This is a genomic window from Haloparvum sedimenti (assembly GCF_001462205.1).
GTDB classification, from domain to species: domain Archaea; phylum Halobacteriota; class Halobacteria; order Halobacteriales; family Haloferacaceae; genus Haloparvum; species Haloparvum sedimenti.
The window spans coordinates 58422-81198 of sequence record NZ_LKIR01000126.1 but is presented as its reverse complement, the minus strand read 5'-3'; the positions used below and the strand labels follow the sequence as shown (position 1 = coordinate 81198).

Annotated in this window: 24 protein-coding genes, 1 tRNA gene and 1 pseudogene; 12 read left to right on the top strand and 14 right to left on the bottom strand. The window is 69.6% G+C overall.

The features are described 5' to 3' along the window. Positions 1 to 1089: pseudogene (locus AN233_RS18045) on the bottom strand (aldehyde ferredoxin oxidoreductase N-terminal domain-containing protein); the annotation flags it as partial. A 121-nt stretch (positions 1090 to 1210) separates the two neighbouring features. On the opposite strand from AN233_RS18045, the gene AN233_RS09800 reads away from it, so the two are divergent. The 8 genes from AN233_RS09800 to AN233_RS09770 all read left to right on the top strand — a co-directional run bounded on the left by AN233_RS09800 (position 1211) and on the right by AN233_RS09770 (position 7796). After that, positions 1211 to 1663, top strand: a complete 453-nt coding sequence (locus tag AN233_RS09800; protein ID WP_058366601.1) for a VanZ family protein — start codon at positions 1211 to 1213, stop codon at positions 1661 to 1663. 84 nt (positions 1664 to 1747) lie between these two features. Continuing rightward, positions 1748 to 2824, top strand: coding sequence for an archaeosine biosynthesis radical SAM protein RaSEA (locus AN233_RS09795; protein WP_058366600.1), 1077 nt, complete (start codon positions 1748 to 1750; stop codon positions 2822 to 2824). Positions 2825 to 2981: 157 nt separating this feature from the next. Next, positions 2982 to 3737, top strand: a complete 756-nt coding sequence (locus tag AN233_RS16860) for a carboxypeptidase-like regulatory domain-containing protein (protein ID WP_125920013.1) — start codon at positions 2982 to 2984, stop codon at positions 3735 to 3737. 182 nt (positions 3738 to 3919) lie between these two features. After that, positions 3920 to 4927, top strand: a complete 1008-nt coding sequence (locus AN233_RS09790) for a beta-ribofuranosylaminobenzene 5'-phosphate synthase family protein (RefSeq protein WP_058366599.1) — start codon at positions 3920 to 3922, stop codon at positions 4925 to 4927. Positions 4928 to 5012: 85 nt separating this feature from the next. Next, entirely contained in the window at positions 5013 to 5849 is an 837-nt protein-coding gene (locus AN233_RS09785; protein ID WP_058366598.1) for an RAD55 family ATPase, read from the top strand. 67 nt (positions 5850 to 5916) lie between these two features. After that, entirely contained in the window at positions 5917 to 6750 is an 834-nt protein-coding gene (locus tag AN233_RS09780) for a coiled-coil domain-containing protein (protein WP_058366597.1), read from the top strand. Continuing rightward, complete coding sequence (locus AN233_RS09775; protein WP_058366596.1) at positions 6747 to 7388, top strand: hypothetical protein; 642 nt, start codon at positions 6747 to 6749, stop codon at positions 7386 to 7388. The genes AN233_RS09780 and AN233_RS09775 overlap by 4 nt, the downstream gene beginning before the upstream one ends. Before the next feature lie 78 nt (positions 7389 to 7466). Continuing rightward, entirely contained in the window at positions 7467 to 7796 is a 330-nt protein-coding gene (locus tag AN233_RS09770; protein WP_058366595.1) for a transcription factor S, read from the top strand. 18 nt (positions 7797 to 7814) lie between these two features. Here the strand turns inward: AN233_RS09770 and AN233_RS09765 are convergent, their stop codons facing one another. Beyond that, complete coding sequence (locus tag AN233_RS09765; RefSeq protein WP_058366594.1) at positions 7815 to 8462, bottom strand: CocE/NonD family hydrolase; 648 nt, start codon at positions 8460 to 8462, stop codon at positions 7815 to 7817. Between the two features lie 30 nt (positions 8463 to 8492). After that, positions 8493 to 8891, bottom strand: coding sequence for a DUF5778 family protein (locus tag AN233_RS09760; RefSeq protein ID WP_058366593.1), 399 nt, complete (start codon positions 8889 to 8891; stop codon positions 8493 to 8495). 131 nt (positions 8892 to 9022) lie between these two features. Here AN233_RS09760 and AN233_RS09755 point away from each other — a divergent pair, with 131 nt between their 5' ends. Continuing rightward, positions 9023 to 10135, top strand: a complete 1113-nt coding sequence (locus AN233_RS09755) for an aminotransferase class I/II-fold pyridoxal phosphate-dependent enzyme (RefSeq protein WP_058366592.1) — start codon at positions 9023 to 9025, stop codon at positions 10133 to 10135. Position 10136: 1 nt separating this feature from the next. After that, positions 10137 to 10406, top strand: a complete 270-nt coding sequence (locus AN233_RS09750; RefSeq protein WP_058366591.1) for a hypothetical protein — start codon at positions 10137 to 10139, stop codon at positions 10404 to 10406. Between the two features lie 85 nt (positions 10407 to 10491). Here the strand turns inward: AN233_RS09750 and AN233_RS09745 are convergent, their stop codons facing one another. The 5 genes from AN233_RS09745 to AN233_RS09725 form a co-directional block, all read right to left on the bottom strand. Next, positions 10492 to 11328, bottom strand: a complete 837-nt coding sequence (locus tag AN233_RS09745) for a PGF-CTERM sorting domain-containing protein (RefSeq protein WP_058366590.1) — start codon at positions 11326 to 11328, stop codon at positions 10492 to 10494. Further along, positions 11325 to 12668 (bottom strand): DUF7350 domain-containing protein, encoded by a 1344-nt coding sequence (locus tag AN233_RS09740; protein ID WP_245626047.1) that lies wholly within the window; start codon positions 12666 to 12668, stop codon positions 11325 to 11327. Before AN233_RS09740 ends, AN233_RS09745 begins: the two co-directional genes overlap by 4 nt. Positions 12669 to 12692: 24 nt before the next feature. Then, positions 12693 to 14030, bottom strand: coding sequence for a DUF7405 family protein (locus tag AN233_RS09735; RefSeq protein ID WP_058366589.1), 1338 nt, complete (start codon positions 14028 to 14030; stop codon positions 12693 to 12695). A gap of 81 nt (positions 14031 to 14111) precedes the next feature. Next, on the bottom strand, positions 14112 to 16280 hold the full coding sequence (locus tag AN233_RS09730; protein ID WP_058366588.1) for a bifunctional metallophosphatase/5'-nucleotidase: 2169 nt from the start codon (positions 16278 to 16280) through the stop codon (positions 14112 to 14114). A gap of 207 nt (positions 16281 to 16487) precedes the next feature. After that, a tRNA-Leu gene (locus AN233_RS09725) sits at positions 16488 to 16571 on the bottom strand. A gap of 157 nt (positions 16572 to 16728) precedes the next feature. On the opposite strand from AN233_RS09725, the gene AN233_RS09720 reads away from it, so the two are divergent. Then, entirely contained in the window at positions 16729 to 17220 is a 492-nt protein-coding gene (locus AN233_RS09720; protein ID WP_058366587.1) for a DUF309 domain-containing protein, read from the top strand. Positions 17221 to 17312: 92 nt separating this feature from the next. Further along, on the top strand, positions 17313 to 18116 hold the full coding sequence (locus AN233_RS09715; protein WP_058366586.1) for a succinylglutamate desuccinylase/aspartoacylase domain-containing protein: 804 nt from the start codon (positions 17313 to 17315) through the stop codon (positions 18114 to 18116). A gap of 48 nt (positions 18117 to 18164) precedes the next feature. On the opposite strand, the gene AN233_RS09710 is transcribed toward AN233_RS09715, so the two are convergent. From AN233_RS09710 to AN233_RS09685, 6 genes are all read right to left on the bottom strand, one after another. Further along, on the bottom strand, positions 18165 to 18737 hold the full coding sequence (locus tag AN233_RS09710; protein ID WP_058366585.1) for a HemK2/MTQ2 family protein methyltransferase: 573 nt from the start codon (positions 18735 to 18737) through the stop codon (positions 18165 to 18167). Continuing rightward, on the bottom strand, positions 18734 to 19846 hold the full coding sequence (locus AN233_RS09705; RefSeq protein WP_245626046.1) for a mechanosensitive ion channel family protein: 1113 nt from the start codon (positions 19844 to 19846) through the stop codon (positions 18734 to 18736). Before AN233_RS09705 ends, AN233_RS09710 begins: the two co-directional genes overlap by 4 nt. A 5-nt stretch (positions 19847 to 19851) precedes the next feature. Next, positions 19852 to 20799: a 16S ribosomal RNA methyltransferase A gene (locus AN233_RS09700; RefSeq protein ID WP_058366583.1), complete on the bottom strand. Its 948-nt coding sequence runs from the start codon at positions 20797 to 20799 to the stop codon at positions 19852 to 19854. Between the two features lie 88 nt (positions 20800 to 20887). Continuing rightward, positions 20888 to 21535 (bottom strand): DUF655 domain-containing protein, encoded by a 648-nt coding sequence (locus tag AN233_RS09695; RefSeq protein ID WP_058366657.1) that lies wholly within the window; start codon positions 21533 to 21535, stop codon positions 20888 to 20890. Between the two features lie 213 nt (positions 21536 to 21748). Next, entirely contained in the window at positions 21749 to 22105 is a 357-nt protein-coding gene (locus AN233_RS09690) for an RNA polymerase Rpb4 family protein (RefSeq protein WP_058366582.1), read from the bottom strand. Positions 22106 to 22109: 4 nt separating this feature from the next. Further along, positions 22110 to 22403 (bottom strand): 50S ribosomal protein L21e, encoded by a 294-nt coding sequence (locus AN233_RS09685; protein ID WP_058366581.1) that lies wholly within the window; start codon positions 22401 to 22403, stop codon positions 22110 to 22112. Positions 22404 to 22777: the final 374 nt, after the last annotated feature.

The following is a 22777-nucleotide window of genomic DNA, read 5'->3' as shown; positions in this document are numbered from 1 at the left end:
ACACCGGTCGATCATGAGGGCGATGTCGTCCCGCTCGGAGTGGCCGGAGTTCGGGCCGAGCGCGAACGCGGACTCGTACTCGTACGACTCCATCCGGACGTTCATGTCCGTCCCCTTGTGGTTCACCTGCACCTCGACCTCCTTCTTGCAGGCGACGGGGCAGGAGTGGCAGGTCGGCTCGTCGACGAGGATGTTCTCGCGGACGTTCTCGCCGGAGACCTCCTCGGCGTCGACCGAGCCGCCCTCGGCGTCGGAGAAGGAGCGCGTCGACGTGTACTTCGCGTTCTTCGTCGGGAGCCCGTCCATCTCCTCGGTGATGTTCATCAGGACGTTCGTCCCGTACTGCGAGAGACCGCCCTCGTTCGGGGCGGTGACGTCGGACTCGCGGATGACCTGCATCGCCTGCTGGTACCCCTCCTGGAACGTGTCGGGGTCGGCCGGCTTCGGCATCTTCGTCCCGCTCTTGACGACGACCGCCTTCACGTTCTTGTCGCCCATCACGCAGCCCGTGCCCCCGCGGCCCGAGGCGCGGTCGTCCTCGTTGACGACGCAGGCGTAGCGGACGCCGTTTTCCCCGCCGGGACCGATGGCCATGACGGAGACGTTCTTGCCGACCTCGCCGTCGACCTCGTCGTCCAGCGCGTCGATGGTGTCGTGGACGCCGTAGCCCCAGATGTGGGAGGCGTCCCGGAGTTCGACCTCGCCGTCCTCGACGACGGCGTAGACGGGGTTCTCGCTTTTCCCGTCCAGCAGGATGCCGTCAAGGCCGGCCCACTTGAGCCGGGCGCCGGACCAGCCGCCGTGATGCGAGTCGGTGACGGTGCCCGTCAGCGGGGACTTCGTCACCAGCGCGATCCGACCGCTCATCACGGTCTGCGTGCCGGTGAGCGGCCCGGTCATCAGCGCAAGCCGGTTCTCGGCCGAGTCGGGGTCGACGTCAGCCCCCTTCTCGAAGAGGTATCGGACCCCCAGCCCGCGGGCGCCGATGTACTTCTCGGCGTACTCGTCGCTGATCCCACGGTAGGTCACCTCCTCGTCGGAGAGGTCGATCTGTGCCACGCGGTCGCGGAAGCCGCCGTAGTCGGTCATGTAATGGTCGTTCATTATGTTGGTGCCGTACCCTGTTAGGCGTTCTCACGAAAGAGTAACCGTTTTTGATTACTCCGGTACCGGCGTCGTTTTCGGGGTCGCCAACGAACGGGAGACGACGATGCAGACACCGAGAGGCGAGACGGAAGGAGGCGGCTCTCGCGACACGTCCCGAACGGACTGGCGACCGGCGGCCGCCATCGCCGCGGCGGTGCTTTTGGCGTCGGTCGTACCGGTCCCGGGTGACGCCTCCGCGGGGGGCGGAGTCGTGAGCCTCACCGATCCGTTTCACCTGCTCGGCTACGCGGCGCTCGCGGCTGCGTTGGTGTGTCCGGTTGGTGCCGGCCTCCGTGAACGGATCGGGTTTCGATCGGCAGCTCTCCTCCCGAGAACAGCCGTGGTGGCGACGCTGGCAGCGCTGGCGTCGACCGCGTTCGGTCTCGGCGTTGAGGTGGTGCAGGCGCCGATCCCGTGGCGGTCGTTCGCGGTCGCGGACGCGGTCGTGAACGCGGTTGGGGCGCTGATCGGTGCAGCGATCGCAGTTGCGTGGTGGGGGCATCGGAAGCGTGCGTGACCGGCCGGAATCTGCCGCGAGGCGCCGATCGTGGCCGCCCCGAGGACGAAGCGGCTTTACGCCGCGACCGCCTCGGTTCCGCTAATGAGCAAGCCGAGCCCGGAGGCCTTCGAGGAGGGCCGCGGGATGGACGCCCACAACGAGGTGATGCGCGACATCCGCGCGGAGAAGTCGGAGACGTACGACCCCCACGAGCCGACCCGCGTCTGGGTCGACGAGGACAACACGCCCGACGGCGTGAAGCAGTCGCTCACGATCATCCTCAACACCGGCGGCTGCCGGTGGGCCCGCGCCGGCGGCTGCACGATGTGCGGCTACGTCGCGGAGTCCGTCGAGGGCGGCAGCGTCGCTCACGAGGCGCTGATGGACCAGATCCAGGTCTGTCTCGACCACGAGGCGGAGAACGCCGAGGGCACCGCGGACCTGATCAAGATCTACACCTCCGGCTCCTTCCTCGACGAGCGCGAGGTGCCCGCGGAGACACGGCGGGCCATCGCCGAGACGTTCGCGGACCGCGAGCGCATCGTCGTCGAGTCGTTGCCGGACTTCGTGGAGGCCGACCGAGTCTCCGACTTCACCGACGTCGGACTGGAGACGGACGTGGCGGTCGGGCTGGAGACCGCGACCGACCGCGTGCGCCGCGACTGCGTGAACAAGTACTTCGAGTTCGCGGACTTCGAAGACGCCTGCGCCGAGGCGCGGTCGGTCGGCGCGGGCGTGAAGGCGTACCTCCTGCTCAAGCCGCCGTTCCTCGCGGAGCCCGAGGCGGCCGCGGACATGATCGACTCCATCGAGCGCTGCGCCGACGTCGAGGGCTGTCACACCGTCTCGATGAACCCCTGCAACGTCCAGCGCTACACGATGGTCGACGAGCTGTTCTTCGAGGGGGGCTACCGCCCGCCGTGGCTCTGGACCGTCGCGCACGTGCTGGAGGAAACCGCGGACGTCGACGCCATCGTCGTCTCCGACCCCGTGGGCCACGGCTCCGAACGCGGCGCCCACAACTGCGGCGAGTGCGACGACCGCGTCCAGACCGCGATCAAGGACTTCGACCTCCGACAGGACCCCTCCGTCTTCGAACAGGTCTCCTGCGAGTGCGAGGCGACGTGGGAGTACGTGATGGACGCCGAGACGAGCTACAACATGCCGCTGGTTCGGTAACCACGGCCGGTAACGGGCGGCTCTGTCGACGCCGAAGGGATAGCGAAACGGGAACGACGTGAGTACGTCTGAAAACCACCCTTCACTGTCAGATCAGATACTGGTCAGTTGCTGATCAAAATAGATATGCGGTGTTCCGGAATAGCGTTATTTGAAAATGGGGGACCGGCTAGCAATTCGGGCCGAAGTGGATCATTATCGCGACCGTCGAGATAAGGTCTCGATCGAGGTTACTGACCGAAACGGCGACCCGGTTCCGACTGCAGAGATCATTGCACGGAACGAAGAGACTGGCCGGACACACGACGAGGAAATGCATATAGAACACACGGATTCACGTGGCGAGTGTCAATTCAGAATCGGAGACAACGCCAGATATCGCTACACCGCTAGAAAGCCGGGGTTTGTGGAAGACGATACCAGTGTGTATGTGCATCCAAGAAGCGGATTTGGGATCGACATTTCCGTGGACGAAATGCACCAACAAAACCCGTTCTCCGTGTTCATCCACGATCAGGGTGGCGAGCCGATCAGCGACGCTCGTGTCGATCTGGAGACAACACACACGTACAATAATGACCGCGTTTCGAGTATCGACTCAGGTCGTACTGGGCCGAATGGAAGGGTACGATTGGAGGCGTCCGGTAGTGGTACGCACGCAGTTCAAGTGAGCGTAGAAAACGCCGGAGAGAAGACGAAAACGGTGGTTATCCGTCCGAAAAAAGACGTCGAAGGCGACACGAGCGAACAGCGACGCACGGATACGCGGGACGTCACGGACGCGTCCGACTCTCAAACGTTCAACTCACGGGCAGCCGTCGTTAACGGAACAACCAAAACGTCAACCGGTCTGGTTATCTTCTACATTATCCTGATCAGTGTTCTGATCGGGATCTTGGTTCGAGCTGTGTAGTCGTTCAGGATGTCAGAATCGATCCATGACGGAGCCTGATGCCTCTGAGTGATCGATGCAGTAGGGTCGCGTCCTCTTGAAGTGGGACGGACCACGACCTCGCCGTCTCTCTCGCTTTCCTCGCCACAGGCAAGCCCCGCCACCGTCGCCGCCCCTTTTGTCGCGGGCGCCGAGACACGGGTATGGTTCGCGTCACCACCGGCGCCCGACTCCACTTCGGGTTCGGCAACCTCAGCCTCTCTCACGAGCGCCTCTACGGGGCGCTCGGGGCCGCGCTCGCGGAGCCCCGCGTCGTCGTCGACGCGGAGCGCGCCGAGGCGCCGACGGTGACGCTCGACGTTGAAGGAGGAGTCCGCGACCGCGAGGCGCTCGCGGACGACCTCTGCGCGTACGCGGAGCGCGCCTGCGAGCTTTTGGACGTGTCCGGCGCGGCGGTGACGCTCCGGGAGACGCTGCCGCGCCACGCCGGCCTGGGGAGCGGGACGCAGCTCGCGCTGGCGACCCTCGCGGGCGTCGCGCGGGCCCACGACCGCGCGCCGGCGGCCCGCGAGCGCGCGCCGGAACTGGGCCGCGGCGGACGCTCCGGCGTGGGAGTGGCGACGTTCGAGCGCGGCGGGTTCGTTCTGGACGCCGGCCACCCCACCGCCCGGTTCACGACCGACAGACCGGACGTGGGAAGCTGGGAGGTCCCGGCGGTCGCCGCGCGGCACCCGGTCCCGGACGACTGGCGCTTTTTGGTGATCACGCCCGACGCGCCACCGGGCCGGAACGGCGAGGCGGAGGACGCCAGCATGCGCGCGGCCGTCGAGCGCGCGGAGCCCGGGATCGCCGACCGCGTGGCCGGCGTCGTGACGCGGCGCGTGCTCCCGGCGGTCGCGGAGGGGCGCGCCGAGGCGTTCGGCGCGGCGGTCGCGGAGGTCGGACGACTCAACGGCGCGTGGTACGCCGACGAGCAGGGCGGGGTCTATCGACCGCCCGTGGGGGACCTCGTGGCGACGCTCGACGACGACCCCGCGGTGTTCGGCGCCGGACAGTCGTCGTGGGGACCGGCGGTGTTCGGCGTGACGGATGCCTCGCGAGCGGAGGCGGCCGCGGCGGCGGGCGAGGCGGCGCTCGACGCGGCCGGCGTCGACGGGACCGTGCGGATCGTCCGCGGGCGGAACCGCGGTGCGCGGATCGAGGGAGAGTGACGAGGGGCGCGGTCGCCGACGGGACCGGCCGGCGGGCACGCGGGGGTGCCGTAACGGCTAAACCGCCGGGGAGAGGCGTGAACCCATGGCGAGTATTCCGTTCGGCGTCGCCCGGCTCGACTCCATCCTGGGCGGCGGCGCGCCCCCGGGCAACGTCGTGTTGCTCTCGGGCGAATCCGGTGCAGGTGCACGGGAGTTCCTCTACACCAGCGCCGCGATGAACGCGCTCGGGCTCGGCGACCAGGAGCTGTTCGACCTCTACTACGGGGACCTCGAACCGGACGCGGCCGTCCCCCCGGAGGTCCACTACGTCTCGTTCACCTCGGACAAGGCCGCGATCCGGCGCGAGATGGAGTACACGATGGACGAAGAGATCGTCGACGCGGCCATCGACTGGATCTCCTTCGCCGACCTCTCGGACGCATACTTCCAGCTGAGTCCGATCCCGCGGGACTGGTACATGGGCGAGACGACGACCCTCCAGGAGCTCGGCAACCGGTCCGGACGCGAGGATGTCCTGACCGCACTCGGCGACTATCTGAGCGCGAACGCTGCTGGGAACCTGGTCGTCATCGACTCGATCACCGACCTCGTCTCCTCCGTCTCCGACGAGATCGAGTGGAGCGACATCGCGATGCTTCTGAAGGGACTCAAGAAGGCGGCGTTCCACTGGGAGGGCCTCATCCTGCTTCTGGTCAACGAGGACGCGCTCTCGGCCGAGAAGATGGGCGCGCTGATGGACGCCGTGGGCGGAACGTTCCGCTTCACGTGGGAGACCGGCGGCTCCCAGCGTGCGCGGACGATGGTCGTCCGCGAGTTCCGCGGCGTCCTCTCGCGGCTGGAAGAGGAGAACATCGTCCGCTTCGAGACGGACATCCACGAGGGGGGACTCGACATCAGCGACGTACGGAAGATCCGCTGATGGACCCCCCGGAAGCTTACTTACGTCCGCGTGGTAAAGGGGACACAGAGATGGTGGGTGCGCGACGATGACGCTGCCCGAGGAGATCTCCGTGGACGATGGGGGTACGACGGAGATGGACCGCGAGGAACTCCTCGCGCAGGCCGTCGTCCGGTTGGCCGACGAGAACGACATCGACGTGCCGGACGCGGAGACCGTCGAGCAGCTTCGGGTGCGGGTCGACGAGCTCACCGACGACGACGCCGGGGAGCTCCGGTCGGAGGTCGAGACGCTGGAGGGCGAACTCGAGTCGCTCGACGCCGAGGTCGACGACCTCAGGACGACCCTCGAGGGGGACGTACAGGATGTCCGCGAGCGCGTCGTCGAGGTGCTTCGAAAGGTGCAGTCGAAGGCGGCCGAGGACCACTCCCACCCGCCGCTGGCGAGTTCGCTCGACTCGCTGCGCGACGACTTAGCCGATCTGGAGAGCCGGATCGACCGCGTCGAATCGCGCGCCGAGGGGCAGCTCGACGAGTTCGAGACGACCGTCGCGGAGTACGAGGAAACGCTCGACGGGGTCGAGGAGAAACTGAACCGCCTCGCCGGCGCGGTGGTCCGGCTCCAGCGACGAACCGGGAAGCTCGACACGGAGCGCGCACAGCGCGAGGCTGCCGCGGAGCTGTCCGCGGTCGCGAACCGCCACGGAGTGACGGACGCCGACTGCGACAACTGCGGGAACGCCGTCCACATCGGCCTGCTGGCGGCGCCGCGATGCCCGCACTGCGAGAGCACCTTCGAGTCGGTCGAACCGAAGTCCGGCTTCTTCGGAACCGCGCGGCTGACGGTCGGAGAGCGTCCAGCACTGGAAGGCGAGTCGGAACCCTCGACCGAGGCGAACGACATCCTCGAGGACGACGCATGACCGACGGTGGGGAGCCGCGGGACGACGACCGCGACGACCGCGACGGATCGCGAAGCGGGGACGGCCCGCGGAGCGACGACGGCGATCGTGACGGCGGCGAGGAGGTCGGGTGGACCGCGCCCGACGACGCGGACGGGGACGACGATCTGACCGAGCTGGACCCGGAGGGGGTCGAAGTCGACGTCGACCCCGGACTCGACGCAGGCGTCGACTCCGAGAGCCCGTTCGCCGAGTTGGACGCGGACGTCGAGTCCGACGACCCCTTCTCGGACCTGGACGGAGGCGCCGACGAGGAGGGGTCAGGGACCGACCCCTTCGAGCAGATGGAGGTCGGCGATCTGGACGAGGACGTGTGGGAGGCGCTCTCGGAGGAGGAGGCGTCGGTCGGTCCGGCGCCGGCCGCGGAGGGCGGCGTCGGTGCGACTCCGGTCGAGGAGGACGAGGAAGGGGGCGACCACGCGGACCACATCGTCGACAAGCGGCAGTACTGCCAGAGCTGTCCGTACTTGGCCGATCCGCCGGCCGTCGCCTGCGAGCACGAGGGAACGGAGATCGTCGAGGTGACCGACGAGGACCACTTCCGGGTGCGCGGCTGCCCCATGATCGCGGAGGAGGGGCCGCAGTTCGACCGCGGGTGACCGCGTCCGCGGTCGCCGGGGGCGCCGCCGTGACCGCGCAGACGCGGAACATAAGGGCGCGACTCCCCTACGGCGACCATGCAGTTTTGCGACGAATGCGGCTCGATGATGGTGTCGGTCGACGGCGAGATGGTCTGTCAGAACGACGACTGCGGCGCCACGACCGAGCAGGAGGAGGGCCTCGCGGAGCAGTTCACCTCCACCGAGGCGCAAAGTGACGACGACGTGATCGAGACCGAGGAGGGCGCCAACTTCGAGGGGAAGCCGACCGCGACCGACGTGGTCTGCGAGGAGTGCGGCCACGGCGAGGCGTGGTACACGATCAAACAGACCGGCTCCGCAGACGAACCCCCGACACGATTCTTCAAGTGCAAGGAGTGCGGCCGGCGGTGGCGGGGGTACAGCTAACTCGTCCCGTCGCCGCGCCTACTCGTCCCTCGCCGTGCCTCCGAGCCGCGGCGACAGAAAACCCCCCACAGCCTCCGCGGCCTGCCCGCTTTTTCCGACGAAGAAGTGGTCGGCGTCGATCTCCGCGACCGACAGCCCGAGTTCTCGCGCGCGTTCGACGACCGGCTCCCAGTCCGCGGTCGTGTCCCGCGTCGCGTGGACGACGCGCGTGGGGGTGCCGGCGTCCGCGAGCGCGTCCAGGGCCGTGACGGCGTCCGTGTCGGGGTTAAGTCGGGCCGCGGGCGCGAGCGCGGCGACTGCGCGGAGGTCGGGGTTGCTCGCGGCCGTCACGAGCGCGACGCAGCCGCCGAAGGAGAACCCGAACAGGCCGACGCGGTCGTACCGCTCGCGGGCCCACGCCACGGCGTTGTCCGCGTCCGTCGTCTCGCCGTACCCCTCGTCCCAGTCGCCGTAGTCGAAGCGCAGGCAGTCGATCCCGCGGTCGGTCAGGAAATCGCTCACCGCGCGCAGGCGCTCGTCGCCGCGGTGGCCGCGGTGCTGGGGATGGGGCGGGCAGGCGACGACGCAGGCGTCGGCGTCGGACTCGTCGTCAGCCGAGTCGGAACCGGCGGCGTCCAGACTCGCGCGCACGTCGCGGCCGCCGGGGATCAGGACGGTCTCGCTCATGGGTGGTGGTGCAGAAATGCCGCGGCGGCGTCAGGGGACCTGCGTCACGCGGTCGACGCCGTCGAGGGCCTCGAGCTCCGCGACGACCGCGTCCTGATCGATGTCCGCCTCGTAGTAGAAGACGAGGTCGAAGGTGCCCTGCCGGAGGAGCTGTTGGCACTCCCAGACGAACGCCTCGTCGTCGAGCGTGCGCCCCTGGAACTGGTTCGAGGAGAAGTCGGGGTCGTCGTTGCCGGCCTCGATGTACGCCTCGCCCTTGCCCGAAAGCTCCGCGAGCACGTCGTTGATCGCGACCGTCAGCTCGTGCATCTCCAGGTCCTCGTCGCCGCCGAGGTCGGTGTGGACCACGCAGCCGACGAGCTCGATCTCGCCCGGTTCGATCAGCGCGAGCGTCCGCTGGTAGAGGTCCTCGTCGAGGGTCTCGCTCATTGGCCGCCGTTCGCGCGGCCGGGATAAACGGGTGGCGGTTCGCGGCCGGCGCGGTGCCACCGCTCCTCGAGGCCGTGGGGCACCTCGTCGCGTCCCGCAGGCTTCACGTACGCCAGCCGCCAACGTCGGGTATGGACATCGCGCCGTTCGGCCTCGAGCGCTGGTTCGCGGAGTACGAACACGAGGCCGACATCATGCTGGCGGAAAGCGGGATCCGGTCGCTCGACGCCTCGCGGTTCGACCTGGACCCGGGCGAGCTGGGCTACGTCATCCCGACCAACGGCGACCCCGACTTCCGCGCGGCGGTGGGCGAGCGGTACGACCGGAGCGCCGACGAAGTGCTGTTCACCTGCGGCACGCAGGAGGCGAACTTCCTCGCGTTCCTCTCCATCCTCGGGTCGGGCCCGAGCGAGGGGAGCGGAGCGAAGGGCGGCGGCGACCACGCTGTCGTCGTCACGCCCACCTACCAGGCGCTCCACGCCGTCCCCGAGGCGTTCGGCGAGGTGACCCGCGTCGAGCTCTCCGAGGCGGACGACTGGCGGCTCGACCCCGATGTGGTCGCGGACGCCGTCCGCGAGGACACCGCCGTCGTCGTCGTGAACAACCCGAACAACCCGACCGGACGCTACCACCCCGAGGAGACGATGCGCGCCGTGTACGACGTCGCCGCCGAGAACGACGCCTACCTGCTCTGTGACGAGGTGTACCGCCTCCTCGCGGAGGACCCGCTCCCGCCCGTCGCCTCGTTCGGCGAGTACGGCATCTCCACGGCCAGCCTGACGAAGGCGTACGGGCTCGCCGGGCTCCGCTTCGGCTGGCTCGCCGGCCCGCAGGAGGTGGTCGACGCCGCGTGGGGGTGGAAGGATTACACCACCATCTCGCCCGGCATCATCGACCAGCACGTCGCGAGGCAGGCGCTGGGCCGCCGCGAGGACCGCATCCTCGAGGAGAACCGCGACCTCGCGCGCGAGCACCGCCGGACCGTCGGGAAGTGGGTCGAGGCTCGCGGACTGGAGTGGCACGATCCGGTCGGAGTCAACGGCTTCGTGACGGTCCCCGATGCCTTCGACGACGCGGAACACTTCTGTCGCACGGTCGTCGAGGAGGCCAGTGTCGTGCTCGCGCCCGGGCACCTGTTCGGCTACCCGAACCGCTTCCGGATCGGGTTCGGGCTCCCGACCGATGAACTGGAGGAGGGGCTCTCGCGCGTCCGCGAGGTCATCAGGAATCACGGGGGTGCCTGAGATGAGTTTCTTCGGCGAACTCGTCGAGGACGTGAAGGGGTTCCTCACGGACCCGACCGACGAGCAGAAGGCGATCGCGGCCGCGGTGCTGACGATCATCGTCGTCGACCGCTGGGCGTGGTACAACGACATCCCGTTCGTCGTCCAGTCGGTCGGCGCGGTGATGGCCGGCTTCGCGGTGTTCTTCCTCGTCAGCTACCTGCTGACCGGCCAGTTCGTCCCGCCGGACGAGGAGGACCCCGAGGAGTTCGAGGACGAGTTCCACCCCTGATAGAGAAAAAAGGTCGCGACGGCGCGTGTCTGGTCCCTTTTCTGGGCCGGCTTCTCAGGTTTCCGTCGATACCGACCCCGAGCGATCAGCGCCGGTCGAGCAGTGCCGCCGCCAGCAGCGCGAGGAGCGCGACGACCGGCCCGAACCCGGGCGCCGAAACGCCGCTCTCCGACCCGGACTCCGCGGCGCCGGTCGAGTCGCCACCACCGGTCATCGTGGTCGCCGACGTCGTCCTCGATTCCTCCTCCTCGCCGCCGAACGACTCGAACGCCGGCTCCTCGACGTACGCCGGGTCCGCGTCGGGGCCGCCGCCGGAGACGTTCACGTCCGCGTATGCGTCCGCCACCGGTTGCGGGTACTGACTCGTCAGCCGGACCTCGCTCCGGGAGGCGTCGATCCGTGCCGTCGCCGGGTCGGCCTCATCCCGGACGCGGAAGGTAACCGTCGCGAAGTGGGCGACGCCGGTCGTGGCCTGCTCGCGGGGGTTCCGGAGCGACTGGTCGACGCTCACGACCCCGGACTCCGCGTTTCGGACGGTCTCGGCGTAGTCGGGCGAGTCGGCCGCGTCAGCGGACGCCTCGGCGAACCAGTCGCCGGGCTCGACGCGTTCGACCGCGAGGTGACTCGCCGGGTAGTCGAGCCACAGGTCCACCGCCGCCACCTCGGCGTCGCCGTAGGCGCCGTGACTCTCCAGTCCCACCCTGACCGAGAACGTATCGCCCGGCTCCGCGGCCGCCGTCTCCGGCTCCACGGAGAACACGGCGACGTTGTCGCCCGCCGCGGCCGGGCCGACCGCCGCGCCGAGCCCGACGCCCGCGAACAGGAGACATGCGAGCGCCGCGGCCGTGAGCGCGCGAACGCCCGGGCAGCCGCGAGCGCGGCCGACCGCCCCGTCGTCCCCGCCAGCGTCGACACGGGTCACTCCGGCACCTCCAACTCGACCTCGACCGGCGGCATCTCGCGGAACGCGGTCTGATAGCCGGCGTGTCTGGCCGCCTGCGGCGGCGTGTCAACCGTCAGCGTCACCGCGTCTCCCGTCCGGGCGTCCGACAGCGCGGCGCCGTAGTGGTACCCGAGTTCGTGGTCCAGCGTCCCGGTGAGGGGGCCGGACGAGACCGACTCCCCCTCCCGGCGCTGCTCGTACGAGAGCGCCGTCATCGGGAGCGAACTCCGGTTGTAGGGCGTGCGCGGTGAGACGGCGAGGTACCGCTCGTCGTCGTCGACGAACCGCGACCCCGACGCGATCAGGGTCGTCGCCAGCACCGCGTCGCCCGTCACGGGACGGCCCTGCAGGGTTCCGGGAAGGGCGTCCGCGGGCGGGAGATCCCCGGCGTCCGGGGCGCGCTCGTAGGTGCCGTATCTGTGCCCCGCCTCGCCGCCACGCCAGCGCTCGACGCCGTTGGGGTGCGGCTCCTCCGTCGTGTCGGAGTTCTCCTCGGCCCCCTGCGACCCCATCCGGGCCATCGCGTTCGCCAGCGCGCCGCGGCGGCCGCGGTCGCCCTCCGCGACGTAAACGATGCCCTCGACCACCTCGCTCCGGAACTCGTCGTCGAAGGTGAACGTGAACGTTCCCGTGCCGCTCTCGTCGAAGCGGCCGGCGTAGTCGCCGGTGAGGCGTGCGTCGACCGCCCCGACCCGGACCGTCACTTCGTAGGTCCCGTCCTCGCCGAGCGGGACGTTGTCACCGGCGTGCAGGCCCATCTCCTGAGAGACCATCGGCCACGGGACGTGCGTGGACCCCGACTCGCTCTCGCGGCCGACCGTCAGTTCGAGGCCGGTCTCGGCGGGGATCACGGCCTTCGTCTCGGGGTCGCGGACGGTCACCATCAGGTGGACATCCTCCGCGCCGGAGGGCTCGGTCCGCTCGACGGTCTCTCCCGTCACGGTCCAGAAGGCGTGCGGGTACGTCACCATCGGCACCACCTCGTACGGGCCGGCCCGGATCGGGTCGAGGTGCCGCATCGCCTCGAAGTGGGTCGGGACGTAGACGGCGTCCGGCGGGTCCTCGACGCGCGCGAGCGTCGGGCCGCCACCCTCTCCGGTACCCGAGCCGTCCGTCTCTTCGCCCTCGGCTGTCGATCCGGCGGGCCGGTCGCTTCCTCCCTCGCTCGCACAGCCCGCGAGCGCGCCGGCGAGACAGACCGCGCCGGCCGACAGCGCGCGACGTCTGGTGATCTGCGAGTCGGCCCGGCGCTCCGGCTCTCGCGCGCCGTTTCTCGGTCCGGCCGTGGCGTCGTCCTCGGTCGTGGTGTCGTCGGTCATGGTATCGTCGGTCCGTTCCGGTCGTCACTCGGGGGTCGGCGTCGGTAGGACGCGGTGGCGCCGCGGCGGGAGTAGGTAGTTCCCGCGCCGGCGAACGAAGACGTACTGCAGGATACCGTTGTTCACGCGGCTCCCGACCGCGGTCTCGTCGGCGATGTCCGCGCCGGTCATCGCCGCCCGCACGCGGACGAACTCCCCGATCCGGCGCTGGTTCGTCAGGAAGTGGACGCCGGCGTGGTCGCCGTCGGTCGTGTCGAAGTCGCGGCGCAACAGGAGCGGCGCGCCGTCCTCGCGGGCGCGGGCGGCCTTCTGCGCGTGGCCGACGACACCCGAGTCGCGGGCGTACGCCACCGCGTCCTCCGGCAGGTCCGCGACCGCGGGGTCCGCGCCGAGCTTTTCGCCCCAGTCGCCGACGCGCTCCTCCGCTGCGTGGACGGGGCTGAACAGCTTCGCGACGCGCTGGGCGTGGCTCTCCTGTCGCCACCACGCGTTGAGCTGGAGCCGGAGCGCGGCGACGTGCTGGGTGGTCGCGCCGGAGAAGGGCCCCTCTCGGACCGTCACGCGGTCCTCCGTCGCCTGCGACGCGCGGAAGCCGTTTCTGAACCCCATCATCAGCGGCGCCTCCTCCGGGATCGGGGCGTCCTCGGGGAGCCCCGGCACGCCTCGGTGCTCCCGCGGGAGGCCCGCCCCGACGAATCCGGTTCGGCGGTCGACGGGGTCGAGCACGCCGGAGAGGTTGGGGACCTGCTCCTCTCGGTCGCCCGACCGCACGGCCCCAGCGTCCCCGAACAGCGCCTCGTCCGCGGACAGCAGCGCCGCGGGCGCGTCGCTCGCGAGGTGGATCAGGAGGTCCGCCTCGTCGAACGCCGGGTCCTCCATCTCCGTCAACGCCGTCGGCGCGGGCAGGTCGACGGACGCGGGGAGCGACGCGTCGAACCGGTCGAAGTACGCCGGCGCGTAGCCGACCGTGAACAGCAGCCCCTCGTTCGACCACGCGAACGCGCGTTCGAGCGCCGAGAGCGCCTCCCGGAGCGTCTCCCGGGCCGCGGCGCGCTCGTCGCCGTCCGTCGGGTCGAACCCGAGGTCGGCGTACCGGAGGACGTGGTGTCGCGGCGGGCGGACGTTCCCGTCGGCGTCCGTCGGAAGCGCCTCGTTCCACGCGTGCTGTCGGTCAGGAACGGCGTCGGGATCACCGGTCGGAACGTCGGCGAGGTCGGCCGCGCCACCGGGATCTGCAGCGGGCGCCTCCACACACGCCGACAGCCCGGCCGAGCCGCCGAGCGCGACGGCCGCCTTCAGAAATTCCCGGCGCGGCGTCTCCGAGGGATCGGGGAGCCTGTCTTCGGGGTCCGGGAGGGTCATTCGCGTGTGGGTCGTGGGGTCGTGGATAAATGAGGGCGTCGGGCGTTCCCGTCCGCGTGAAGGGGGTCCGAAACTCCGGCGTTACTCGGACTCGTCGCCCGAGAACCGGTCGAAGAGGTACGCGCCGCCGGCCACGCCGGCCGCGCCAGCACCGACGCCGAAGCCGGGCGCGGAGTCGCCCGTCTCGCCGCCGGCGTCGGTCTCCTGATCGGTACCGCCGTCCGCCGTGTCGGTCTCCGTCCGTTCCTCGGTCCCCTCGGTCTCCTCGCTGCCGGTCCCCGCGGCCGCGTCGGCGTCGACCCGACCCTTCAGCTTGAACGCGTCGTAGCCCGAGGAGTTCGGCAGGTCGACCGTCTCGCCGTCGGACTCGTAGCCGTAGTGCTCGTCGTTCGGCTCGAACTCCCCGAAGACGCGGACGACCGGGTCTTCGACCGAGGTGGCCAGTTCCGCGAGCGCGTCCGCCGCGAAGGTCACCTCGACGGCGTCCTCGGTCTCGGAAACGCCCTCGGCCTGCACGACCGCGCCGGTGCGCGAGACCGCGCGGTAGGTGTCCTCGACGACGCCCTCGGAGGCCTCGGGATTCGGGAGCCTGACGGTCGTCGTGTCGCCGTCGGCGGAGACCGCCGCGTCACCGAGGTCCTCGTCGACGCGGATCATGCGGTGCTCGCGCTCGGGGGCGACCGTGTCGCGCTCCTCCAGCTTGTCGATGGTGTACGGGCCCTGGAACTGCCCGGACTGGAGGACGAGCTCCCCGTCGCCGATGACGGAGTTGCCCGCGACGTAGTCGTTGGTCGCGACGAGGTACGTCTCGTCCTCGTCGTACGGCTCGCCGCCGACAAACAGGTTGTCGATCTCCCCCTCGTCGTCGTGGCCGGTCCACTCGTAGGAGACGCCCGACACCTGGATGGCCGGCTGGGCGCCGTACTGGCTCGGGAGCGGGCGCACCTCGCCCTCGAGGTACTCGTACAGCTGTGCGCCCGAGAGCTCGTACACCTCGATCTCGTTGGGGAACGGGAGAATGTCCATCACGTCGAGGCCGGTGATCTCGCCGGGGCCGTACGTGCTTCCCGAGCGGATCCCGCCGCCGTTCTGGGTCGCCACGTCGATCTCGCGGTCGAGGTCGCCGACCTCGCGCGCGAGGTCGGTCATCAGGTTCCCCCAGCCGGTCTCGATGGCGTAGTTGTCGAAGGTGGCGTTCAGCTCCACCTCGCTCTCGACGATCGGCTCGCCGAGCCGGTCCTCCAGCTCGCCGAGGTACTCCTCGGAGAGGGAGGCGAGCTCCTGGTCCGGCTCGATCGACTGCACGTCGACCGGCGTGTAGTTCTCGGTCTCCTCCGGCGGGCTCTCGTCGTCGCCCAGCGCCTCGGAGTTGTAGAAGTCGAGGCGCTCCCAGTCGGACAGGTCCCCGGACTCCATGTCGAACGTGAGCCGGCCGAGGTGGTCGAACTCGTCGCCGAACTCGGCGATGACCGTGTCGTTGACCACCTTCGGCTCCGCGAACGTGATCCCGGAGTGGGAGCCCACGATGGCGTCGAGTCCGTCGACCGCCTCCGCGACGCGCTCCTGCTGGCCGCTGGAGATGTGCGCCGCACAGACCACGAAGTCCGCGCCCATGTTCTCCGTGAGCGCGGTCGTCGCCTCCTGGGCCGCCTCCACGTTGTCGATGACCTCGTACTCCTCCGGGTAGTCGGTGATCGAGTAGAAACCGTTGACGACGAGTCCGAAGACGCCCAGCGTGACGGATCCGGGGTTGATCGTCAGCCAGCGGTCGGTGCCGGGGATGGCGTCGCCGTCCGGCGTCCGGAGGTTCGCGACCGTCCACGGGAACTCGCTGTCCGAGAACCGCTGCTCGGCCACGTCAATGCCGAAGTCGAACTCGTGGTTGCCCGCGCCGACCGCGTCCGGTTCCATGTAGTTGAGCGCCTCGATCATGTGTGCACCCTCGTACTCCAGCCCCAGCATCGACGGCGCGAGGTCGTCGCCGTTGCCGATGAAGGCGCTGTTGCCGTACTCCTCGCGAAGTCGGGCCGCCTCGACGTAGTAGCGCGCGAGGCTCTTCTCGGCGTCCGAGGCGTCCTCGAACCGACCGTGGAAGTGCGTGTCGTGCACGATGGTCAGAGCGTCGCCGTCCTGCGCGGCCGCGGCGCCCGGTGCCCCGCCCAGCGCCCCGACCGACAGACCACCCGCGGCCGCCGCGAGCAGGGTTCGTCGGCGCGTCTCGATACGGTCGTCCGAGGGTGTCTCACCCATGAGGGTTCGTGTTCAAGGATCTTTCTTGTATCTTTCCCTCGGCGAACCGGTGACATTTATCCGCATCTGGAGGACCGTGGACCCGAACGGAGCCACGGGGAATCGGGGCCAGGAGACACCCGTCGCTCGGGAGTTCGTGCAGAGTTTTTGCGAGGGAAGAACGCCCCGAGAGCGCCCTTCCGCATCACGGGGGGTGGATCCCAGCGATGCGAGGGATGCGATTTGAACGCATGGACCTCTACAGGAGCGGATCTTGAGTCCGCCGCCGTTTCCAGACTTGGCTACCCTCGCACGCGAGTTTCGGTACAGGTGCGTGCGTGTTTAACTCGTCGGTTCGTGCCCGCTCCGTCCCCGGGTCGGACGGTCCGCGTCGGGAGCGAGAGGGCGTGAGCGACATCGTCGTGCCGGCCGGGGCAACCGTTAGGCGCCCCCGGCCCAAACACGATCCATGGACGACCACACCCGTGACCCGGGCGTCGCCCCGCCGCTCGGTGACCCCTCGGGGTGGCGCGCGGACGACCGCATCTGGGAGCACGCGACCCTCCGGCGCGCGACCGAACACGGCGTCCGGCTGTTCAACGCCGGCGAGTACCACGCCGCCCACGACTGCTTCGAGGACGAGTGGTACAACTACGGGGCCGGGCGCGTCGAGTCCACCTACCTGCACGGGATGGTGCAGGTCGCCGCAGGCGCGTACAAACGCGCGGACTTCGCGGACGACGACGGCATGCGGAGCCTCTTTACCACCGCGCTGGAGTACCTCCGGGGCGTCCCGGCGGACTTCTACGGCGTCGACGTGGGAGACGTTCGCGCGACCCTGGACGCCGCGCTCGCGGATCCGGCGGCGATCGACGGGTGGCGGATCGAACTCGACGGCGCGCGCCCCGACGCGTACCCGGCCGACCGCGAGTACGCGGAACGGCTCGAACACGGGCCGTGACGCGGCCGGCGGCGCGGTCGTGAGGGGCGACGCGGTTGGGAGGGGGCGCCGGATCCGAACCCCACTTATCCGCCGGGCTATTGCGATCCAGTATGGAAGTGTTCGAGGTGGGGGAGGGGACCCCGGAGATCGCGGTCGTGAGCGGGATCCACGGCGACGAGCCCTGCGGCGTCCGGGCCGTCGAGCGCCTGCTGGCCGACGACGAGGACGTCGAGCGGCCGGTGAAGCTGATCGTCGCCAACGAGGAGGCGCTGGAGATCGGCGAGCGATACGTCGACACGGACCTCAACCGGTCGTTTCCCGGGGATCCGAACGGGGACGCCCACGAGGAGCGACTGGCGCACCGACTGCAACAGGAGCTGACCGGCTGCACGACGCTGGCGATCCACTCCACGCAGTCGTACGCGGAGCCGTTCGCGGTGATCGACTCGATGGACGAGGTCACCCGCGGCGTCTGCCCGCACCTGCCGGTCGACATCGTCATCCAGACCGACCGGTTCACCGAGGGACGGCTCATCGAGCACCCGCACACCATCGAGGTGGAGGCGGGCGAGCAGGGGACCGATACGGCCGCGGACAACGCTTACTGGCTCGTTCGCGGATTCCTCGCGGCCACGGGCGCGCTTCCGGCGCCGGCCACCGAGAGCGTCGTCGACGCGGGCGGCCGCGACGAGATCGACGTCTATCGGCTGCTGGAGCGGATCCCGAAGCCGCCGGCCGCCGACTACGAGGTGTTCGCGCGCAACTTCGAGCGCGTACGGGCCGGAGAGGCGTTTGCCGCCGCGGATGGCGACCGGCTCGTCGCTGACGAGGATTTCTACCCGGTGCTGCTGTCGGCACACGGCTACGAGGACCAGTTCGGCTACGTCGCGGATTACGCCGGTTCGTTCGCCTGACGCGGGCGGTTCGGCCGAGCCTTCAACAGCACACGGCGCTTTCTCACGCTACTCTCGCGTCAGCTCCAGCACCGTGAGCGTCTCGAACGGGAACGACTCCTCGACGGCCTTCTCGTGGTCGAACCCCGCCGCCTCCGCGAGCGCCAGCACCTCCTCGTACCCCGTCAGCGAGCTCACGAGCAGCAGGACACGGCCGCCCGGCTGGAGGACGCGCCCCACGTCCGCGAGGAACGGCTCGATCAGCTCACGGCCGGTCTCGCCGCCCGACAGCGCCGCCTCCATCCAGTCGGACCACTCGTTGTCGGGGTCGGTCGGCAGGTACGGCGGGTTGAACAGGACCGTCTCGAAGCTGTCGTCGGCGAACGGAGAGAGCAGGTCCGCGCGGACGACCGACAGCCCGCGGTCGCGCGCCTCCCGGCAGGCGTGCGGGTTGAGGTCGCTGGCGACCACCTCGCAGTCCGTCTCCGTGTCCACGCGCTCCGCGACCCATCCCGAGCCGGTCCCGACCTCCAGGGTCCGGCCCGCGGCGCGCTCCAGCGCCGCCTCCGCGAGCAGACCCGAGTCCTCGGCGGGCTGGTAGACCGCCGTCTCGGCATCGCGGCGCTCGGCGAGGTCGGTCATCGGTCGCCGCCCCCGTCCGAGGCCTCTTCACCCCGACCCCGGTCGTCGGCGGCGTCGAGCCGGACCCCGACGCCGCCCTCGCGGGCGGAGTGCGTGCGCTGCGGGAACGGGATGGTGATCCCCTCCTCGGCGAACGCCTCGTGAACCGCGGCGATGACGCCAGTCCGCGTGCGCCACCGCTTCCGGGAACTGGGATTGTCGATCCAGTAGCGCACGCCGAGGACGACCGCCGAGTCGGCGAATCGCTTGCCGACCACCTGCGGCGAGGGCATCTCCAGCACGTTGTCGACGCCTCTCGCAGCCTCGACGGCGATCTCGGCGGCGCGTTCCGGGTCGTCCTCGTAGTCGATTCCGACCTCCACCTCGATGCGGAGCCGGTCCTCCTTCGTGCGGTCGAGCACCGGGTTCCCACCCACCACGTCGTTAGGGATGGTGACGTGCTCGCCGTCGAACGTCCGGATCCGCGTGTTGACGATGGTGATGTTCGTGACGACGCCCTCGTGGTCGCCGACGACGACCCAGTCCCCGATCTCGAAGGGTCGCGAGAACATCAGGACGATGCCGGCGAGCACCGCGCCGAGCGTCTGGCGGGCCGCCATGCCGACCACGATACCGAGGAACCCCGCCCCGACGAGGAGGCTGCCGAGGTTCTCGGTGAACAGCCCGACGACCACCAGGAACGCGAGGGAGTAGATCGACAGCTGCGTGAGCCGATAGAGCATCTCCTGTTGGTGGTCAGAAATGGAGTCGCCCGCGCTCACGATCTCCCGGATGATCTGGCCGAGGAAGTCGGTCAACGCGTACGCACCGCCGAGGATGACCACCGAGAGGACGACCTGCGGGAACTGTCCCGCCAGATTGAGGTCGCCGTACGCCTGGTTCAGCGAGTCGGTGAGTCCCCACACGCCGAGGAGGCCGATCACGCCGAGCGCGGTCGCTCCCGCGATGAGCGTCGACAGGGTCAGTCGACGCACCGTGCCGAGGTCGGCGTCGCGACGCTCCCGGTAGCGACGGACGAAGAATCGAACTGCGAGCACCGAGGCGACGATCAGTCCCGATATCGCCACTCGAGTCGTCGTGTCGAACGTGATCTGTCCGAGTTCCGCCACGATGATCACTCCGGCCGACCGTGTTCCCGGGCCAACTCCGCCAGCGCGGCGAATCCGGCAGGAGCGAGGTCACCGGGACGCTTGCGGAGCAGGTCCTCGTCGGCGGCCTCGACGACCGCCTCGGGCGCGCCCAGTCCGGAGATGTGGGCGGTGTTCCGGATCGCGTTTCGGACCGTCTTGCGGCGCTGCGTGAACAGCGCCTTCACGAACCGGAGGAAGAACGCCTCGTCGGCGACCTCATAGTCGGGGTCGCGGGGCGTACACCGCACCACCGCGCTCTGGACCGCCGGCGGCGGGGAGAACGCCTCGCGCGGAACGTGCTCCGCGATCTCCACGTCGGCGTAGTGTTGCGCCGAGACGGAGAGTCGGCCGTACTCGCTCGTCCCCGGCTCCGCGACCATCCGCTCCGCGAACTCCTGCTGAAACATCAGGACCATGGGGCGCTTTGCCGGAAACAGCCGGAAGGCGATCTCCGAGGAGGCGCCGTACGGCAGGTTCGCGACGCAGGCGGTGAACTCGGGTAGCGCCACGTCCAGCGCGTCGCCGGTCACCACCTCCAGTCGCCCGGCCGCGACCGCGTCCGCGAACTCCTCCCGGAGGAAGGTGGCGTAGTCGGCGTTGCGCTCCACGACGGTGAGAGTCCCGCGACCGTCGGACTGCCCCCGGTCGCCCGCGTCGTCGCCGAGCCCCTCGCCGCCGCCGACCAGAGCGAGCAGGCGGTCGGTCAGCGCGCCCGCGCCGCCGCCGATCTCCAGCACGCGACTCGTGTCGGTCCCCGCGGGGAGATAGCCCGGAATGCGGTCGAGCACGCGATCGTCGACGAGGAAGTGCTGGTCCTGATCGGGGTCCACGGCGAGGCCCGCACGGCGGATCAGCGCGTCGGGGTCGCGGTCGCCCGTCGGTCGGTCGCCCCCGTCTGAGTCGGGCGACGCCGATGTCGATGGGTCGGTCATTGGCCGCGGCTACGCGACGATTCCGGGTAAAGCCCCCGTTTTCGGGTGCTGGCTCCTCGACGAGGGGGCCGCGGCTCCGCGGACGGCACTACCCCTCGTAGCCGACGAACCGCTGGTACTTCAGGTCCTCCTCGCGGAGCTCCTCGACGATGCGGTCGACGATCACCTCGCGGGGATTGTGGAGCCCGGAGATGCGCTCCTCGACGTCCGCGAAGCTCTCGAAGGGGCCGCGCTTGCGCTCGTCGAGGATGTCGTTCCGGAGCTTCTCGCCGATGCCCGGTAGCAGGTTGAGCTGGTGGAGTCGGAGGCTGATCGGTCCCGCCTCGTTGTAGAAGTCGACGAAGCGGCGCTCGTTCGCGTCGACGATCGCCTCGACGGCGTACTCCAGTTCGGCGTCCGCGTTGTGCGTCAGGTCACCGAGGTCCACTTCCCGGAAGCGGTCGATCACGTCGGCCGCCTCCGGCCCGATCCGGATCCGGTCACCCACCGAGAGCTCCTCGGCGGACGACAGCGTCAGCTCGTACAGCTGGAACTGCGGCTCGCCGAGCGCGTACGCGACCGGCGACTTCTGTGATGGCGGGCGGTCGTCCCCCGGACGCCCCTGCGGAAGCACGTCGAGCAGGACGGCGTACTCCCCGCTCTCGCTATCGGAAGCGGCGTCGCTCGTGGCCGTACCGGCCGCAGTGTCCTCGTCTGCGGCGTCCTCGTCCGCGGCCGTGCCGGACGCCGAGTCCACGTCGGACTCCGTGTCGGCGGCCTCGCCGCCGTCCGTGAGGAGGCGGCGGGCGGTCGTCGCGGTCGAGACGCTCCGGCCGGTCCCGGCGTCGTGAGAATACATGCCCGTCACTACGAGGAGGTGATACTTAAGAAACCGCCCGCGGCGGTCGGCGTTCCGGACCGACCGCACGGACGGGGCGCCCCGGTTCCTGCCGGGCGTGGGCTCCGGCGTTCAGGCGTACTTCGCGACGACGTTGAGGATGTCGTCCAGTTCGTCGCCGCTCAGCGAGTAGCGCTCCTGGGCGAACACCGAGCGGAGTTCCGTCCGGTCCTCGGGGAGCAGGTCCGCGATCTTGATCGCGGTCGTCTCGTCGACCTTCTCGAGTTCGACGAGCTCCTCGACGAGTTCGCGGGACTCCTCGCCCTCCAGCAGCGCGAACCGGTTCGCGTGCTCGATGGCACGCGCGAGCTCGTAGCGGAGGTCGCGCTCCTCGTCGTCGGCGCGCTCGGCCTCGATCTCGGCGAGGATCTCCTTGGCTTCCGCCGTGGTGATCGTCTCCTCGTCGAGCTTCTCCTTGAAGATCGTCATCGCGTCAGTTCTCTTGGAGGCGCATGTGCGCCGCCGTGACGATGAGGGTCTTGTCCTTTCCGCCGTCGGTGATCTCCACCTTGTACGCGGAGCCCTGCTCGCCGACCACGGTCCCGGTTCGGCCGTCGAAGCGCGGGTGGAAGCGGCCCTTCGGTACGCTCGGGTCGATCTTCAGGTGGACGCTGTCGCCCTCGTCGTACTCCTGGATGGCCCGCTGCGGCGGCGAAATGCCACGGTTCCGCGGTTTGTTCGCCAGCTTGTTTCGTGTCGCCTTCTGAGGCCCATTGGAACTCGGCATAGTCGTGACCCGAGATTCCGTCGGGGCGCGTATAAATGGTGCGTTCCGCGATGGGATGCGTCACGACCTCCCACGGCCCGTGCGCAGCCGAGATCGATACTGGGTAATGCAGATCGGATCGAGATTCTCGCTTTTCTGAAACTCGCGGCGGTGTGGTGCTGTGCGGTCGCGGTGCAGTGCAGTCGCGGTGCGGTGGGCGCGCGCCGCGACGACCTCGTGTCGCCGCAACAGCGCGGTTTGTCTCCCCAAGCGGAGAGCGAGGAGCGTGGTTCGAAAGAGCTCGCTCTTTCGTCATCCCGAAAATCTCCGATTTTCGGACGGCAGCGAGGGTCCCGCGAGGAACGAGCGGGACGACGGCAGTCGCAGCCCGACAG